The organism is Microbulbifer guangxiensis (assembly GCF_021729075.1).
Classification (GTDB): domain Bacteria; phylum Pseudomonadota; class Gammaproteobacteria; order Pseudomonadales; family Cellvibrionaceae; genus Microbulbifer; species Microbulbifer guangxiensis.
In genome coordinates, this window is sequence record NZ_JAJSAQ010000001.1 from 380,709 (window position 1) to 398,961 (window position 18,253).

Annotated in this window: 14 protein-coding genes; 11 read left to right on the top strand and 3 right to left on the bottom strand. The window is 60.5% G+C overall.

Annotation, left to right across the window (positions count from 1 at the left end; all coding sequences use genetic code 11):
* Positions 1-25: 25 nt before the first annotated feature.
* Both LVD12_RS01655 and LVD12_RS01660 read left to right on the top strand, forming a co-directional pair.
* On the top strand, positions 26-1,024 hold the full coding sequence (locus tag LVD12_RS01655; RefSeq protein ID WP_237065159.1) for an endo alpha-1,4 polygalactosaminidase: 999 nt from the start codon (positions 26-28) through the stop codon (positions 1,022-1,024).
* Between the two features lie 140 nt (positions 1,025-1,164).
* Positions 1,165-1,890, top strand: a complete 726-nt coding sequence (locus LVD12_RS01660; protein ID WP_237065161.1) for a hypothetical protein — start codon at positions 1,165-1,167, stop codon at positions 1,888-1,890.
* 87 nt (positions 1,891-1,977) lie between these two features.
* Here LVD12_RS01660 and nfuA read toward each other — a convergent pair whose 3' ends face one another.
* Positions 1,978-2,580, bottom strand: coding sequence for a Fe-S biogenesis protein NfuA (gene nfuA / locus LVD12_RS01665; RefSeq protein WP_237065162.1), 603 nt, complete (start codon positions 2,578-2,580; stop codon positions 1,978-1,980).
* 304 nt (positions 2,581-2,884) lie between these two features.
* Between nfuA and metH the strand changes: the two genes are divergently transcribed.
* The 8 genes from metH to LVD12_RS01705 all read left to right on the top strand — a co-directional run bounded on the left by metH (position 2,885) and on the right by LVD12_RS01705 (position 15,827).
* Positions 2,885-6,580 carry a methionine synthase gene (gene metH, locus LVD12_RS01670; RefSeq protein WP_237065163.1) on the top strand — a complete coding sequence of 1,232 codons (3,696 nt, stop codon included), beginning with the start codon at positions 2,885-2,887 and terminating at the stop codon, positions 6,578-6,580.
* 53 nt (positions 6,581-6,633) lie between these two features.
* On the top strand, positions 6,634-6,870 hold the full coding sequence (locus LVD12_RS01675) for a DUF2970 domain-containing protein (protein ID WP_237065164.1): 237 nt from the start codon (positions 6,634-6,636) through the stop codon (positions 6,868-6,870).
* Positions 6,871-7,310: 440 nt separating this feature from the next.
* A complete protein-coding gene (locus tag LVD12_RS01680; RefSeq protein ID WP_237065165.1) occupies positions 7,311-8,972 on the top strand; it encodes a nitrite/sulfite reductase in 1,662 nt (553 codons plus the stop codon).
* Positions 8,956-9,513 carry a DUF934 domain-containing protein gene (locus tag LVD12_RS01685; RefSeq protein ID WP_237065166.1) on the top strand — a complete coding sequence of 186 codons (558 nt, stop codon included), beginning with the start codon at positions 8,956-8,958 and terminating at the stop codon, positions 9,511-9,513. The genes LVD12_RS01680 and LVD12_RS01685 overlap by 17 nt, the downstream gene beginning before the upstream one ends.
* A 193-nt stretch (positions 9,514-9,706) precedes the next feature.
* Positions 9,707-11,107 (top strand): asparagine--tRNA ligase, encoded by a 1,401-nt coding sequence (gene asnS, locus LVD12_RS01690; protein ID WP_237065167.1) that lies wholly within the window; start codon positions 9,707-9,709, stop codon positions 11,105-11,107.
* Between the two features lie 85 nt (positions 11,108-11,192).
* Positions 11,193-12,326, top strand: a complete 1,134-nt coding sequence (locus tag LVD12_RS01695; protein WP_237065168.1) for a mechanosensitive ion channel family protein — start codon at positions 11,193-11,195, stop codon at positions 12,324-12,326.
* 150 nt (positions 12,327-12,476) lie between these two features.
* The gene (locus LVD12_RS01700) at positions 12,477-13,796 is read left to right on the top strand and encodes an ATP-grasp domain-containing protein (protein ID WP_237065169.1); all 1,320 of its coding nucleotides are present in this window, start codon (positions 12,477-12,479) and stop codon (positions 13,794-13,796) included.
* Between the two features lie 15 nt (positions 13,797-13,811).
* Positions 13,812-15,827 (top strand): CocE/NonD family hydrolase, encoded by a 2,016-nt coding sequence (locus LVD12_RS01705; RefSeq protein ID WP_237065171.1) that lies wholly within the window; start codon positions 13,812-13,814, stop codon positions 15,825-15,827.
* Between the two features lie 40 nt (positions 15,828-15,867).
* On the opposite strand, the gene LVD12_RS01710 is transcribed toward LVD12_RS01705, so the two are convergent.
* Positions 15,868-16,458: a rod shape-determining protein gene (locus tag LVD12_RS01710; RefSeq protein ID WP_237065173.1), complete on the bottom strand. Its 591-nt coding sequence runs from the start codon at positions 16,456-16,458 to the stop codon at positions 15,868-15,870.
* A 71-nt stretch (positions 16,459-16,529) separates the two neighbouring features.
* Complete coding sequence (locus tag LVD12_RS01715) at positions 16,530-17,753, bottom strand: CaiB/BaiF CoA transferase family protein (protein WP_237065174.1); 1,224 nt, start codon at positions 17,751-17,753, stop codon at positions 16,530-16,532.
* A 169-nt stretch (positions 17,754-17,922) separates the two neighbouring features.
* Between LVD12_RS01715 and LVD12_RS01720 the strand changes: the two genes are divergently transcribed.
* Complete coding sequence (locus LVD12_RS01720; RefSeq protein WP_237065176.1) at positions 17,923-18,249, top strand: Mpo1-like protein; 327 nt, start codon at positions 17,923-17,925, stop codon at positions 18,247-18,249.
* The last annotated feature ends 4 nt before the right edge of the window (positions 18,250-18,253 follow it).

An 18,253-nucleotide genomic window follows, 5' to 3' on the forward strand; every position in this document is an offset into this window, starting at 1 on the left:
GGCAACCACAGGGAGAGTTGAGGAAATGATGTTGATTCGACGTGCTATCGCATTCTTTGCGCCACTGCTGTTGCTGGCCTGTGACTTCGATGACGTCCCCAGCTTCGTGCCGGAGTCCACGGTTACCAACTATCGACAGGAGATGCGAGAGCTGGTGCAGGACATCAGCCGCTATGCCAGGGGCCGCGACAGGGACTTCATCATCATCCCCCAGAATGGCGTGGAGCTGGTCACCACCTCCGGGCGCGTCACCGCTACCGTGGAAATCGATTATCTCTCGGCAATCGACGGCATTGCCCAGGAAGGTGTTTTTTTCGGTCTGGAAGTGCCGGATCAGCCGACCCCTGCCGCGGAATCAGCGCGTCTGCGTGACTTTCTCGATATCGCCCGGGAGCGCGGGAACGTCTCTGCCCTGGTGACAGATTTCGCCTTCAGTGAGCGCAATGTGGACCAATCGATCCTGCTCAATGACGACGCCGGCTATCTGGGTTTCGCTGCCCCTCGCAGCGAGCTGGATACGATTCCCGATTACCCCAACCCGATTCCCGGCAGCAACCGGGCTGATATCGAAGACCTGAATTTCGCCCGCAACTTCCTGCACCTCACCAATCCACAGCTGTTTTCTTCTTCTCAGGAACTGGTCGATGCGCTGGCGAACACCGACTATGACGTGGTGATACTGGATTTCTTCTTTAATGGAGAATCTTTCACTGCCGAGCAAATCCGACAACTCCGCTTCAAGGCCAACGGCGGCCGGCGCCTGTTACTGGCCTACCTGAGTATCGGCCAGGCTGAAAGTAATCGCTTTTACTGGCAGAACTTCTGGTCGTCCAACCCCCCGAGCTGGCTGCGGGAGGAGGTCGCCGGGTCACCGGGCAATTACCAAGTGCGCTACTGGCTGCAGCCCTGGAAAAACATCCTTTTCGGTGAACCCGGGGACTACGTAGACAGGATCATCGATGCGGGATTCGATGGCGCCTACCTTGACCATCTCGACGAGTATCAGTATTTCGAGGCTCAGTAATTTTGTTGGGAGACAACCTGCCCGACTTCCACCGACTTGCACTTGGAAATGATATCGACCTTGGTATTATTCAGCGCTCTGGAACCGCATGGACCCTAAACCAAGAATAACTTCAAAACTACAAGAGCGCCGCTCATCCCATGAAGCTTCGAACATTATTGATCCTGACCCTCGCCATAACTGTATCCAGCTGCGCTTCGATCGAGTTCCCTGTGGCAGTAATGGGGTTAGATGGGGGAACCAAAGCCACGATCAAAGATGAGACGCGGGACCTGGACTATCCCTCGCAACTGGCGTCGACAAGTAATATCTATAGTTGCCGCTATGGAATCTCTTACAAATCAGGCAAAGAGCTGATGCCGTCAAGAGCCGATATCTTCGGTGAATTACTGGCCCGCAACCGCCCGGACCTGATGCAGACTGAGGTAACCCTCACGCGGTTCGACGTGTTCTATAATAACCGCCTTCAAGCGCTGGCCATTGGCGGGCAGCAATTAGGTGGAGGCCTTGGCCAAGTGCTCACGGAAGCTTCCCTTGGCGCAATCGACACACCTGCGGCGAAAAACTTTTTAATCGATAGCCTACCGGAAGATTATCCGAAACAGCTGAAGGAAAACGCGGTAGGCTGTGATGGTCGTGGAGAGGGGGAATACTACTCATCCCGGCTGACAGGGGGCAGTCAAGTCTTTGTCACCTGGCTCGACTTCGAGGTTAACGCTCAGGAATACAGCTTCAGGACTGTCTACAGCTTCGACCTGGATGATGAATACACGCTTCTCCACGCGTTTACCGATGCAATGGAGAAAACGATGAGTGCAGCGGGAGCACGAGTCGAAGCTTCACCCGATGTCAGTCAGGAAAAATGATCTGTTGAGAAGGAATGCAAACGGGCAACATCAGGGGCGCCCGTTTGCACCAGTAGAAAGTCTATCCACGGCTACCGGGTTTTCAGATCAATAGTACGCCTGGGATTTGTCCGTGTGGTCGGTGATGTCCTTCACCCCGGCCACTTCCGGCACCTTTTCTTTCAGGGTTTTCTCGACCCCTTCTTTCAGGGTCATGTCCACCATGCCACAGCCCTGGCAGCCACCGCCGAATTTCAGAATCGCGTAGTTGTCATCGGTGAATTCCACCAGGCTGACCTGACCACCATGGGCGGCGAGCCCCGGGTTGATGTCGTTGTACAGGACGTAGTTGATGCGATCCTCGACCGGGCTGTCGTCGGTGATTTTGGGCATCCGGGAATTGGGTGCACGGATGGTCAGCTGGCCGCCCATCTTGTCCGAGGAGTAGTCGACGCGCGCCTCGTCCAGGTACGGCACGGACCGCCCCTCAAAGTAGGCCTTGAAACCATTCAGCTCCATTTCAACGTCGCCCTCTTGCTCCTCGCCGGGCCGACAATAGGCAATGCAGGTCTCGGCGTTGGGGGTACCCGGGCTGGAGACAAACATGCGGATGGCGATCCCTTCGCAATCCTGCTTCTCCAGCAGCTCACGCAGGTACTCCTGCGCGGATTCGGTGATGGTGACGTTCAGTTCGGAAGACTGTTCAGACATATCGCTTCTCAAATAACCGAGTTTCTTTGTCGGGTATTTTACTCCGACTGGCAGCCAAGTTAAACCACCCGTTCGCCGCCCCGGATTCCCCGCAGCAGACTCTGCACCAATAAAGGCATGCTTTTCCGCTTTCGGCGCTTTTTGGGACGCAAATTCGCTGAAATGGGCACTCAGAAACCAGTATTGTTGTTTTACTGAGATCGAGCGGCCAGACCTCACCGTGCCGACGCAGGCGCCCGAGAGTGATAAGATAGCCGCCCTTTGCAAACCCCTGACCACCAATAAAAGGCTTAAGGAATCGCCCATGTCCCAGCAGTCCCGCAGCGACCGCCTCCAGCAGCTTCACGCCGCCCTTGCCGACCGCATCCTGATCCTGGACGGCGCCATGGGAACCATGATCCAGCGGCAGAAACTGCAGGAAGCCGATTATCGCGGCGAGCGCTTTGCAGACCATGCCGGAGACCTGAAGGGCAACAACGACCTGCTGAGCATTACCCAGCCGGCGCTGATCGAGCGACTGCACCGGGAATACCTGGATGCCGGGGCCGACATCATCGAGACCAACACCTTCAACGCCACCCGTCTCTCCCAGGCAGATTATGACCTGGAAGACCTTGTTCCTGAGCTGAACCGGGCAGCTGCTCAGGTGGCACGGCGCGCTGCGGATGCGGCCTCGACTCCGGACAGGCCCCGCTGGGTTGCCGGCGTCGTCGGGCCCACCTCCCGCACCGCCAGTATCTCCCCGGACGTCAACGATCCGGGGGCACGCAACGTCACCTTCCAGCAACTGGTGGAGAACTATGTCGAGGCGGGCCGTGCCCTCGTCGAGGGCGGCTGCGACCTGATCCTGATCGAGACCATCTTCGACACCCTCAATGCCAAGGCGGCCATTTACGCGTTGCAGCAGCTGTTCGAGGAGCTGGGCTTCGAACTGCCGATCATGATCTCCGGCACCATCACCGACGCCTCCGGGCGCACGCTTTCCGGCCAGACCACCGAAGCCTTCTACTACTCCGTCGCCCATGCCAAACCCCTGAGCGTCGGTCTCAATTGCGCCCTCGGCGCCACCGAGCTGCGCCCCTATATCGAGGCCCTCTCCGGCGTCTGCGCCGGGCATGTCTCGGCCCACCCCAACGCGGGCCTGCCCAATGAATTCGGGGAGTACGACGAGACACCGGAACAGACCGCGGCCATCGTAGCCGAGTTTGCCCGCAGCGGGTTCATCAATATCCTCGGTGGCTGCTGCGGCACCACGCCGGAGCACATTGCCGCTATTGCCCGTGCCGTCGCCGACGTAGCACCGCGGCAGAAGCCCGAGCTGAAGCCAGCCCTGCGCCTGTCCGGGCTGGAGCCGTTCGTGGCCGATGAGCACTCGCTGTTCGTCAACGTGGGCGAGCGCTGCAACGTCACCGGCTCCGCCCGCTTCAAGCGCCTCATCCTCGACGAGGACTATGACACCGCCCTGGAAGTGGCCGCCCAGCAGGTGGAGGACGGTGCACAGATAATCGACTTCAACATGGACGAGGCGATGCTGGACTCCGTCGCCGCCATGCGCCGCTTCCTCAATCTCGCCGCCACCGAGCCGGAGATCGCCAGGGTGCCGTTCATGGTGGACTCCTCCAAGTGGGAGGTGATCGAGGCCGGACTGCAGTGTATCCAGGGCAAGCCGATCGTGAACTCCATCAGCCTCAAGGAGGGGGAGCAGGACTTTGTCGAGAAGGCCCGCCTGTGCCTGCGCTACGGCGCCGCCGTGGTGGTAATGGCCTTCGACGAAGACGGCCAGGCCGACACCTTCGCCCGCAAACGGGAAATCTGTGAACGCAGTTACCGCATCCTCGTGGACAAAGTCGGCTTCAATCCCAGCGACATCATCTTCGATCCGAACATCTTTGCGGTCGCCACCGGTATCGACGAGCACAACAATTACGCGGTGGACTTCATCGAGGCCACCCGCTGGATCCGGCAGAATCTGCCCGGCGCACAGGTCAGCGGCGGCGTCTCAAACGTGTCATTCTCGTTCCGCGGTAACAATCCGGTGCGCGAGGCCATCCACTCCGTCTTCCTGTACCACGCCATCAAGGCGGGGCTGAACATGGGCATCGTCAACGCCGGCCAGCTGGCAGTGTACGATGAACTGCCGGAAGAGCTTCGCGCGCGGGTCGAAGACGTGATCCTCAACAAGCGCCTGGACGGCACCGAGCGGCTGCTGGATATCGCCGAGAAGTACCGCGGCGATGGCGCAGGCCAGGTGCGCAAAGAGGACCTGAGCTGGCGCGAGTGGCCGGTCAACAAGCGCCTCGCGCACGCACTGGTCAAGGGCATCACCACTTATATCACCGAGGATACGGAGCTGGCCCGGGAGGCCGCCGCGCGCCCGCTGGACGTGATCGAGGGCCCACTGATGGACGGCATGAACGTAGTCGGTGACCTGTTCGGGGAGGGCAAGATGTTCCTGCCCCAGGTGGTGAAGTCCGCCCGGGTGATGAAGCAGGCGGTCGCCTACCTGCAGCCCTATATCGAGGCGGAGAAAACCGTCGACAGCAAGCCCAACGGCCGCATCCTGATGGCCACCGTCAAGGGCGACGTGCACGATATCGGCAAGAACATCGTCGGTGTCGTGCTGGCCTGTAATAATTTCGAAGTCATCGACCTCGGTGTCATGGTGCCGGCAGAAACCATCCTGCAGACCGCCAGGGAGAAGAACTGCGACATCATCGGCCTGTCCGGCCTGATCACCCCATCCCTGGACGAGATGGTACACGTAGCCGCCGAAATGGAGCGCCAGGGATTTGATATCCCACTGCTGATCGGTGGTGCCACCACGTCGAAGGCCCACACCGCCGTAAAGATCGACCCGGAATACAGACGCAACCAGGTCGTCTACGTAGCGGACGCCTCCCGGGCAGTGGGCGTCGCCAGCAACCTGCTTTCCGAGACCCACCGACCCGGGTTCGTGGCCAGCGTCCAGGAAGAGTACGAGAAGGTCCGCCAGCGGACCGCCAACCGCAGGCGCAACGACAAGCGACTCAGCTATGAAGAGGCCTTCGCCGCAGCACCGCAATTCGACTGGCAACAATACCAGCCGTCCATCCCGCGCAAGGCCGGGGTGACTGTCATCGATGATTTCCCGCTGGAGAGGCTGGTGGATACCATCGACTGGACGCCCTTCTTCATTTCCTGGGACCTGGCTGGCAAGTACCCGGCCATCCTCAACGATGAGGTCGTGGGTGAAGCCGCTACCGACCTGTTCAGGAACGCCCAGCTGATGCTGGCGGAGATCGTCGACAAGAAACTGCTGACGGCCCGCGCCGTCATCGGCCTGTGGCCAGCTAACAGCGAGGGCGACGATATCGTTGTCTACACCGACGAGAGTCGCAGCGAAGAACTGGCCCGACTGCACCAGATGCGCCAGCAGGTGCAGAAGCATGGTGGAGACGGTCTCTGCCGCTCCCTGGCAGACTTCGTAGCGCCAGCACACTCGGGCATCGGCGATTATGTGGGCGGCTTTGCGGTAACCACCGGTATCGGGGCTGACGAACTGGCGGCTAAGTATGAGGCCGCGCACGATGACTATAACGCGATTATGGTGAAGGCTCTGGCGGATCGACTGGCAGAGTCCTTCGCCGAATACCTGCACCGCCAGGTCCGCACCAGCTATTGGGGTTATGCCCCCGACGAGAGCCTCACCAATGAAGACCTGATCCGGGAAAAGTACCGCGGTATCCGCCCTGCCCCCGGCTATCCGGCCTGCCCCGACCACACGGAGAAGGCCACCCTGTTCAAGCTGCTGGGTGCTGAGGAGAACGCGGGAATGAGCCTGACTTCACACTTTGCCATGACGCCGGCGGCGTCGGTCAGCGGCTGGTACTTTGCCCATCCGGAAGCGCGCTATTTCAACGTCGGCAAGATTGGCCGTGATCAGCTGGAAAGCCTGGCCGGGCGCAAAGGTATGGAGGTCTCCGAGCTGGAGCGCTGGCTGCGCCCCAACCTGGAGGACTAGGAATTTGACGTCCGCCGGTCGGATCTGGCCGACCGGCGCAGAGGGAAGCGAGCATGAACAATAACGACAACGAAAACGGGCAGCGAAGCCAGGATAACCAACCCGGCTTTTTTCACGTGGTGCTCAGTACCCTGGCCGCAGCCATCGGGGTGCAGAGTAACCGGAACCGGGAGCGGGATTTCAGGAGTGGCAGTATCAAGACCTATGTCGCTGCCGGGATTATCTTTACGGCACTGTTCGTCCTGACACTGGTGCTGGTTGTACGGACGGTGCTCGAGAGGATGGGCTGAGGGTAAACAAGCAGATCGGCTTCGCCCGGGACGGCTCTGCTCCGGGCGCCGGACTGGTTTACTGGCTGGCTACCCAATAGACACAGGTGACGACGAAAATGGCCACCAGGGCCACCGCGGCAATGGCGTCCGCCGCGTTATCACTTTCAGTGGATACAACTACCTTCTCATTCATCGAAAGACTCCGATTGCCGATTATTCTTATGTTGTGTAGTTGGCCGTCTGTCGACGGTCAATCAAGTAGAGCAAATCCCCGAAATCCGCGCAAGCGGCCCCGCCACAACCCTTCACATTGCATATAACCATTGGTTTTTAACATAGCAAAAAATATTGTTATTTTTTGCATAAGCCCACTGGTATGTTAGGCGCCATTGGAGAGTCCGCAGGCTGCCCTGCAACTCCTGCGGACCCGCGCGAAAAGGCAATGGAATCAAGCTGTTATGTATCGATATGACGATCGGGATCACGCCATCATCGGCGAGCGGGTTGCCCAGTTCCGTGACCAGACGGAGCGCTACCTGGCCGGCGAGCTGAGCGAGGAAGAATTTCTGCCGCTGCGCCTGCAGAACGGCCTCTATATCCAGCGCCTGGCACCGATGCTGCGGGTCGCGATTCCCTACGGACTGTTGAACAGTAACCAGCTGCGCCGCCTCGCCCGGATCAGCCGCGACTATGACAAGGGCTACGCGCATTTCACCACCCGCCAGAACCTGCAGTTCAACTGGCCCCAGCTCGAAGATGTGCCGGATATTCTCGCCGAGCTGGCGGAAGTGGAAATGCACGCAGTCCAGACCAGCGGCAACTGCATCCGCAACACCACCTCCGACCCCTACGCCGGGGTTGCCCGCGACGAGATCGCCGATCCCCGTCCCTACTGCGAGCTGATCCGTCAGTGGTCCACCTTCCATCCGGAGTTTGCGTTCCTGCCGCGCAAATTCAAGATCGCGGTCAACGGTGCCACGGCGGACCGCGCTGCAATCCGAGTGCACGACATCGGGATACAGATCGTCGAGCGTAACGGTGAAACCGGTTTTGCTGTTTACGTGGGTGGCGGCCAAGGCCGCACGCCGGTGATTGCCGAGCCCATTCGGGACTTCCTGCCCGAGGAGGATCTGCTTTCCTACCTGGAAGCCATCGTCCGCGTCTATAACCAGCTGGGCCGGCGGGACAACAAATACAAGGCGCGCATCAAGATCCTGGTGAAGGCACTGGGTGCCGAGGAGTTCGCAGCCCGTGTCGAGCGCGAGTGGGAACACATCAGGGACGGTGTCGACAAGCTGACACCAGAGGCGCTGTCCTGGGCGAAATCGTTCTTTACCGCCCCGGACTACAAGCAGCTCAATGATGCAGAGAGCGATGCAGCACTGGAAACAGAGGTTGTCGCAGACCGGGCGTTTGCCCGCTGGCTGGAGAGAAACACCTTCCCCCACCGCGTACCCGGCTACCGCGCCGTCAAACTGTCGACCAAGCCCACCGGCGTTCCCCCGGGGGATGTCACTGACCGGCAGCTGGAGGCCATCGCCGAGCTCGCCGACGAATTCAGCTTCGGAGAAGCGCGCATCACCCACGACCAGAATGCGGTACTGGCGGACGTGGAGCAGGCCAATCTCAAGGCGCTGTGGCTGGCGGCCCGCAAACACGGCTTTGCCACGCCCAATATCGGCACGCTGACCGACATGATCTGCTGCCCCGGCGGTGATTACTGTTCACTGGCCAACGCCAAGTCCATTCCCGTGGCGGAGGCTATCCAGCGGCGCTTCGACGACATGGATTACCTGTATGACTTGGGCGACCTCAACCTGAACATTTCCGGGTGCATGAATGCCTGCGGCCATCACCATGTGGGGCATATCGGCATTCTCGGGGTGGACAAGAAAGGTGAGGAGTTTTACCAGATCCAGCTGGGCGGCAGCTCCTCCGAGAGCGCGAGCCTGGCCAAAGTGCTCGGGCCCAGCTTCTCCCGTGCCGAAGTGCCGGAAGTCATCGGCCGCATCCTCGATCTGTATGTGGAACAGCGCCGTCCCGATGAGCTGTTCCTGGACACCTATCACCGCATCGGCCTGCAGCCGTTCAAGGAAAAAGTCTATGCCAAAGCCAGCTAAGGGAAACACACCGCCGCCGGGCAACCCGGCCCAGGTGATCGTGGACGGTGCCGTGAAAACCAACGAGTGGCAACTGCTACCGCTGGACGAGGAAACTGCTGCTCTGGCCGCTGCCGACCTTCCCCCCGGCCGGCTGGTCCTGCCCCTACCGGTATGGCAGCAGGTAAAGGACCAGCTGGAGGAGCGCCGGCACGAAGTCGGCGTCTGGCTCGACAGCGATGAAACCGCCGACCAGTTGGGTGAAGATGCCCGCACCCTGCCCCTGGTCGCCGTGCATTTCCCAGCCTTCGCCGATGGCCGCGGCTTCACCACCGGGCGCCTGTTGCGGGAGCGCTATGGTTTCACCGGTGAGTTGCGCGCAGTGGGCAACTTCATGCGCGACCAGCTGACCTACCTGCGCCGCTGCGGCTTCAACAGCTTTGCCTTTCAGGGCGAACAGGCCCCCGAGGCGCTGCTCGGCTCCCTGCACGACTTCAGCGACAGCTACCAGGCCGCCGCAGACCAACCCCGGCCCCTCTTCCGGCGGCGCGGCCTGGCCTGACCACTGATCCTGCCGGTTCACGGCCGGATCCTCCTTTCCCATCACCGCCTCTGGACAGCCCCTGGCCCTGAATCAGCGGCCCGCCGGGGCTGGATTTCCGCTGCCCAAAACGTCAATATGCCCGCCGTCATTCACCGACTGCGGCTTGCGTATAAACTGAGCAATCCGCCGTGAATTCAGGTAAGCGAGAACAATGCACGTTGAATCCGTAGATTCCCTTTTGAAATCCACCGGCCGCGAAGGCACCGAGGCCCGTATCCAGGGCTGGATCCGTACCCGCCGCGACTCCAAGGCGGGCCTGTCCTTTCTCGCCGTACACGACGGCAGCTGCTTCGACCCGATTCAGGTGGTCGTCGAGGCCAACATCGGCAATTACGAGACAGAGGTGCTGCGCCTGACCACCGGCTGTGCCGTGGACATCACCGGTACCCTGAAGGCCTCCGAGGGCAAGGGCCAGGCCATCGAGCTGCTGGCCAGTGAAGTCCACGTGGTGGGCTGGGTCGAGGACCCGGACACCTACCCCATGTCGCCCAAGCGCCACACCATGGAGCACCTGCGGGAGCACGCCCACCTGCGCCCGCGTACCAACGTCAGCGGCGCAGTCGCCCGGGTGCGCAACTGCATCGCGCAGGCCATTCACCGGTTCTTCCACGAGAACGGTTTCCTGTACGTGCACACGCCGATCATCACCGCCTCCGACTGTGAGGGCGCCGGTGAAATGTTCCGCGTCAGCACCCTGGACCTGGAAAACCTGCCGCGCACGGACAAGGGCGCCATCGACTTTGGCAAAGACTTCTTCGGCGAGGAGACCTTCCTCACCGTATCGGGGCAGTTGAACGTCGAGAGCTACTGCCTGGCCCTGTCCAAGGTCTACACCTTCGGCCCGACCTTCCGTGCCGAGAACTCCAACACCACTCGCCACCTGGCAGAATTCTGGATGGTGGAGCCCGAGATCGCCTTCGCCGACCTAGCGGACGTCGCCGACCTGTCCGAGAAGATGCTGAAGTACGTCTTCAAGGCAGTGCTGGAAGAGCGCCCGGACGACATGGCCTTCTTTGCCCAGCGCATCGACAAGGAGGCCATCAGCCGTCTCGAGAACATCATCGAGAACGATTTCGCCCGCATCAATTACTCCGATGCCATCGAAATCCTCGAGAAGTGCAAGGAGAAGTTCGAGTTCCCGGTGTCCTGGGGCATCGACCTCGCCTCCGAGCACGAACGCTACCTGGCCGAGAAGCATTTCAAGAAACCGGTCATCGTCATGAACTACCCGAAGGACATCAAGGCCTTCTATATGCGCATGAACGACGACGGCAAAACCGTTGCCGCCATGGATGTACTGGCCCCGGGCATTGGCGAGATCATCGGAGGCTCCCAGCGTGAAGAGCGTCTGGACAAGCTGGATACACGCATGGATGAGATGGATATCCCCAAGGAACACCTGGACTGGTATCGCGACCTGCGCCGTTACGGCACCGTGCCCCATGCGGGCTTCGGGCTGGGCTTTGATCGCATCGTGTCCTACGTCACCGGCATGGGCAATATCCGCGATGTGATTCCCTTCCCGCGCACACCGAAAAACGTGGCATTCTAGAGCCAGCCGAGAGGGCAGGCCGGGTCTCCTGCCCTGCCCTCGTGTACCGTCTGTGCTCTAAACCGAAAAGGAATTTCGCCATCCGATGAACAGCGACAACGTGGAAGCCCCCACCAAAGGTGTGCAGTCGTTTCTCGCGGAGCGCCTGCATCTGATCGCGGATTTACTCCAGCAGTACCCGCTGCTGGGCGCTGCGATGGTCCTTGCTATCGCGCTCATCATCGCCCTGATCTGCCGGTTTGTCGTCTTTCGCCAGCTAAGGCGCTGGTTACCTTCCGATCGCACCGGCCCCGGCGCGACACTGCTGGTACAACTGCAGCGTCCTGTCTTCACCACGATCCTCTGTCTCGGCCTGATCGCCGCGCACCGGCTCCTGACCGGCGGTACCGGTGGCGGGCCTGTTGCCAGTCTGCTGTCGACCATCATTCTGGTCAGCTGGGTGCGGATGCTGTTCTTCCAGTGCGGAACATTGCTACAGGTGATCAGTGCGAAATCCGCCCGTTTTTCACTGATCGACCAGCGGGCGATCCCCCTGCTCGATCTCTCCTGCAAGTTGCTGGTCATCCTGTTCGGAAGCTACGCGCTGTTGCTGATCTGGGGGATCAATCCTCTGGGCTGGCTGGCCTCCGCCGGCGTCATCGGCATTGCCGTAGGCTTCGCGGCCAAGGACACTCTGGCCAACCTGTTCTCCGGTTTTTTTATTCTCGCCGACGCCCCGTACAAGGTGGGTGACTACGTCAACCTGGACAGCGGCGAACGCGGGCGGGTCACCCAGATCGGCCTGCGCAGTACCCGTATCATGACCCGCGACGATGTGGAGATCACCCTGCCGAACTCCCTCATCGCCAGCGGCAAGATCGTCAATGAGAGCGGAGGCCCCAGTTCCTCGATCCGCGTCACCATTCCCGTCGGCGTGGCTTACGGCTCTGACGCCGACCAGGTTTGCGAAATCCTGCTGGGCGTTGCCCAACAGCACGCGGAGCTGGCACAGACACCGGAGCCGCGGGTGCGCATGCGCGGCTTCGGGGCCTCGAGTCTCGATTTTGAGCTGCTGGTCTGGATCAACCTGCCAGAGGAACGCGGCCGTATCCGTCATGAACTGCTGCTGGGAATTTACAAGGCCCTGGCAGCACACCAGGTGGAAATCCCCTATACCAAGTCGGATATCTACATCAAGGAACTGCCATCCCTGAACCCCGCGAGCGGGGGCAGTCAGTAACAAACTGCGCCCCATCATTTCCATATCTCCTATCGCTATAGCGGCTGTTTTTCTTATCCGCTGCCCTCACCCCAGCTGCGCCTTGCGAAAAGTGCCTCACTGCTAGACTGCTTGAAGAGCCCACCCAAAAGCACGTCCGGGAAGTTACGCATGACGAGGCAATTCTATGTATTCGGGCTTGCGCCCCTGCACCACGAGTACCTGAACGCGGTGCGGGGTGCCGAGCAGTACCAGTGGCGTAAACTCTTCTCGGACGACGAAATCGTCTGGTTCCCGGACCGGCCGATGAAAGAACTCCTTTCCCTGGCAGAAGAGACCGTTGCCGGGTGCAATGGTGACCTGGCCGGCATCATCAATCACTGGGACTTTCCCTCCAGTGCCCTCCATCCCTTCCTCTGCCGGCAGTTTGGGCTACGCTCGGCCAATCCGGAAGCAGTACTCAAGTGCGAGCACAAGTACTGGAGCCGACTGGAGCAACGCAAGGCCCTGCCCGACTGGATTCCGGATTTCTGCCCCATCGACCCCTTTGCCAAGGATCCTTTGGCACAACTCACCATCGACTTTCCCTTCTGGCTGAAGCCGGTGGTCAGCCACTCATCACAACTGGGGTTTCGTATCGAGGACGAGCACGAACTTTTACAGGCCCTCAAGGTCATCCGCGCGGATGTCAGGCGGCTGGGGGAATTGCTGAATACCGCCCTTGCCCGCGTGCCTCTGCCAGAGGAACTGGGTCCGGTGGATGGCAACTGGTGCATTGCCGAAGCGCTCCTGAAAGGCAAGCAGTGCGGTATCGAGGGCACTGTCGTGAACGGGCGCTACCATGTCCACGGTATCGTCGACACCGTCAAGGACAGCCACAACCTCAGTTTCACCCGCTACGAGTATCCGTCGGTATGGCCCGATTACGCGCAGCAAAAAATCTGCGAGGCGGGCGAGATACTGTTGCGGCAGATCGGCTTCGACAATTCTGCCTTCGGTATCGAATTTTTCTGGGACGAGGAGACCGACGAATTCCGGGTTCTGGAAATCAACACGCGGATTTCACAATCCCACAGCGACCAGTTCATCAAAGTACACGGGGTATCCAACCATGAAGCCGCACTGGACATCCCCCTCGAGCGCCATACGGACTTTTCCGCGATGACCGGTGACTTCCGCTGTGCGGCCAAGTTCATGTTGCGACGCTACGCAGACACCACAGTGACCCGAATCCCGACTGCAGCGGAGATCGAGGCATTGGAGAGCCGGGTGCCCGGGTGCAAGATTGCCATCCTGGTGGATGAGGGCATGCGGATCTCGGACCTGGCCAGCCAGGACAGTTACAGCTTCGAGGTAGCCAACATCTGCCTCGGCGGCCAGGATCAGGCGGATATGCTGGAGCAGTACCGGGAAGTGGCCGCTGCGCTGCGGTTTGAATTTTCCGACGGGCGGGGCTTTGAGCCTTTCCAGTTCGAGAATGTGCGCTACTGACAGGGCATTGGAAAGATGAGCGACCTGCCCCACCGGCTGACCACAATTGAACACATCGAGATTCCCTTACCGGACGGGGGCTGGCTCGCCGCGCGGATCTGGATGCCCGAGGATGCGTCGAGCAACCCGGTACCAGCGATCATGGAATACATTCCCTATCGCAAGCGGGACAAGACCCGCTACAGGGATGCCCTGATGCATCCCTACCTGGCAGGGAACGGCTACGCCTGCGTCCGCGTCGACCTGCGTGGCAGCGGTGAATCCAGCGGCATCATGACAGACCAGTACCGGGAACAGGAACTCAGCGACGGTGTCGAGGCCATCCGCTGGATTGCCCGGCAGCGCTGGTGTAACGGCAGTGTCGGCATGCAGGGTATCTCGTGGGGCGGTTTCAATGCCCTGCAGGTGGCTGCGCGGGCACCGGAGGAGCTCAAGGCAATCATCTCCTGCTGCTCCACCGATGACCTGTACAAGGACAACATGCACTACATGGGTGGCTGCCTGCTCACGGACAACCTGTCCGAAGCGACCACCATGTTTTCCATCAATACCTGCCCGCCGGATCCGCAGCTGGTGGGGGAAAAATGGCGTTCCATGTGGCTCGAGCGGTTGCGGGAGAGCGGGCTCTGGCTCGATATCTGGCTTCGACACCAGTACAGGGACAGCTACTGGGAACACGGATCTGTCAGTGAGCAGTACGAGTCCATCCGCTGCCCGGCGATGCTGGTGGGCGGCTGGGCTGACGGCTACACCAATGCGATTTTCCGGCTGTTACAGCACCTCCGGGTACCGCGGCTGGCCCTGATCGGCCCCTGGGGCCACAAATATCCCCATCAGGGCATCCCCGGCCCGGCGATCGGTTTTCTGCAGGAATCCCTGCGTTGGTGGGATCACTGGCTGAAAGATCGTGACACCGGCATCATGAGTGAGCCCATGTTGCGTGCATGGATGCAGGACAGCGTGCCGCCCACCACATACTATCACCAGCGTCCGGGTCGCTGGATTGGTGAAGACAGCTGGCCCTCCGACAATGTCGTCGAGCGTGTCTACGAGCTCTCCGCCTATCGCATCCTGTTCGGCAATGAACCGCCCTGCGTGATGGAAAATGTGCTATCGGTACGGTCTCCGCTGAGTGTGGGCCTGTTTGCGGGCAAGTGGTGTTCCTACACTGCCGCACCCGACCTGCCCCACGACCAGCGTCAGGAAGACGGCGGCGCACTGGTGTTCCAGAGCGCGCCGCTGGATGACGACCTCGAGATCCTGGGTTCCCCGCGTCTGGAGGTGGAGCTCACTGCGAACCGACCAGTCGCCATGATCGCGGTGCGTCTCTCGGATGTCGGCACCGATGGCGCAGCAACCCGGGTGACCTACGGTCTTTTCAACCTGACCCACCGCCACGGCCACGACAAGCCGGAAGAGCTGGTGCCGGGGCGTAAGTACCGCTTCCGGGTCGATATGAACTATGTTGCGCAGAAGTTTCCCCGCGGCCACCGGTTGCGCATCAGCGTCTCCACCTCCTACTGGGCGCTCGCCTGGCCGCCACCACGGCCGGTCAAACTGGAAATTTATTGTGATACCAGCAACCTGGTATTGCCCCTGCGCAGGGCCCGCCCGGAGGATCAGGAAATCCACTTTGCCCCGGTGAAGATGGCAGAGCCACTCAATCAGGAATATGTTCAGCCTCCCCACAATAACTGGCTGGTACATCAGGACCTTGCCGAGGATATCTCGACACTGGAAGTGATCAAGGATGATGGTCTGATCCGCATCGACGAAATCGACCTGGAATTCGCCAGCCGCACCTGGAACTGGTACACGTTTCAGGAAAATGATTTCAATTCACTGAGAGCGGAAACCCGCACCGAGCGCACCTTTGCCCGGAAAGACTGGAACGTACGCACAACGACCCGCACCGTGCTGACGGCCGACGCCGACAATTTTTATATCCACGCCGAGCTGGATGCCTGGGAGGGGGAGTACCGGGTGTACACGCAGCTGTGGGAACGCACGATTCCGCGGCAATTCCTCTAGTGAACGCCACTCTTGTATTCAGGGTTGCCGGGGAAAAAGCTCAGAACTGCTGAAAAACGGTCATCACCGCAATGAGAATGAACCAGATGGCAATCCAGATCCACTGGGTCCAGCTGCGCGGTTCACCGGCACCGGAAGCAGCCACCGGCGCACTGGCTTCGCGCACTTTCGACAGGTCGAGGGTATGGCGCGTGAGCTCCGGCCCCTGGTACACATAAACGCGTCGCGCCCCGGCCCCCAGCCCCAGCTCCTGAAAGGCTCGGACCTCCACCTCTGTCAGTCCACCCTGGTTTTTCTCCATCGGCTGCAGGACCAGGTTGGCCGGCGATGAGAAGACCCGCTCTGCACCCAGCTTCTCGAAAATCCCCTCCAGCAGCAGTTCGGCCGCCTTGAAATGCGCCAGCAGGCTGCGGGGATGGGAAAAAGGGTTGATCACCTCCACTTCAGCGCTGGAGGCCGACGAAGCCCGGTTACCCAGCGCCACCCGTTTACCACGGCGCTTGCCCTTGCGGATGGCAACCAGCGGCGCCTCATCAAAGATCCGCCCGGAGTCGATATCGGTCACCCGGATACGCTTCTCCCACAGCTGCATGTACAGCGTGCTGTCACTGCCTTTGATCAGGTCTTTCATCTTCCGGGCTCCGCGATGAACAGGCGTATCTTCACTATTCTAGAAGCCCGGCGCCGCAGCGATTGTGCTCGCTAGAGGACCCCGCCGTCCCGTAGCGCGGCTATTTCATCGTCGGATTTCCCCAGCAGGTCGCGCAAAACCGCGTTGGTATGCTCGCCGAGCACAGGCGGCGCCTGGTCATACTCGAGTGGCGACTCGGAAAACAGCGCCGGGTTGCGTACCGTGCGCACTTTACCGGCCACCGGGTGCTCCTGCTCGATCACCATGCCTCGGGCCTGCACCTGTGGGTCGGCAAATACCTCGTCAAGGGTATTGATGGGGCCGCAGGGAACATGGGCCTCACTCAGTTTTTCCAGCCACCAGCCCGATTCCCGTTCCCGGGTGGCGGCCTCGATCAGCGGCACCAACTGCTCGCGGGCCAGAACCCGCGCGGAATTGGTGGCGTACGCGGCTTGCCCGGGCAAGTCGTCGAGACCGGCGATATTGCAGAAGCGCTTGAATTGTTCGTCGTTACCAACCGCCAGCATGAAGTATCCGTCCTTCGACGGCACCGCCTGGTAGGGCACGATATTCGGGTGACCGGTACCCTGGCGCTGCGGAGCTTTGCCCGAAGTCAGGTAGTTCTGCGCCTGGTTGGCAAGCCAGGCCACCTGGGTATCGAGCAGAGCCAGGTCGATATGCTGTCCGACACCGGTGTGCTGCCGGTGCACCACCGCCGCCAGCACGGAAGACACGGCATACATTCCGGTCATCAGATCGGCCACCGCCACGCCGACTTTCTGTGGTCCGGCCCCCGGCTGGCCCTCCGGCACACCGGTAATACTCATCAGGCCGCCCATGCCCTGGATCATGGCATCGTAACCGGCCCGGTTGCGGTAGGGCCCGGTCTGCCCGAAGCCGGTGATGGAGCAGTAGATGATGCCGGGATTGATGGCCTTGATGGACTCGTAATCGAGTCCGTACTTCGCGAGCCCGCCAACCTTGTAATTTTCCAGCAGGATGTCGCTCTCCGCTGCCAGCGCACGGATGATTTCCTGGCCCCCTTCGCGGGTAATATCCACCGTAATCGACTTCTTGCCGCGATTGGCACTGAGGTAATAGGCGGCATCGGCAGTATCCGCCCCCTGCTGATCCTTCAGGTAGGGGGGGCCCCAGTGACGGGTGTCATCGCCCTTTTCCGGTCGCTCGACCTTGATGACTTCGGCACCGAAATCGGCAAAGACCTGGCCCGCCCAGGGGCCGGCGAGAATGCGGCTGAGATCCAGAACTTTCAGGTGGGAAAGGGGGCCGGACATAAACTCCTCACTGTGTGGCATTTCTTATGCAAATTTTTGTGGCCCGCAGCCTACCAGATTCCTCCGTGCACTGTTCACTCCCGTGACCAGCGCCCAGCAGAAAAGTGGACAGGAACACGAATGGCCGTAAACTGGTGGCGATTGCGAAAACAACAACGGGAGCGGCGACATGGCTGCCAACAGCGAGACCAGTGAGAAAAGATTTTCCTCCTTCCGGGAGTTTTACCCCTTTTACCTGAACGAACACCGCAACCTGACCTGCCGCCGGCTGCATTTCGCCGGTACGGCGCTGGTGATCGGCCTGGTCATCACCGCCATCACCAGTGGCAACCTGGCGTGGCTGATTGCGGTACCCTTCACGGGCTACGGTTTTGCCTGGGTAGGTCATTTCTTCTTCGAGCACAACCGCCCGGCCACCTTCAAGCACCCGTTTTACAGCCTGTGGGGCGACTTCGTCATGTTCAAGGACATGCTGATCGGCCGCATTGACCGCTGAGCCC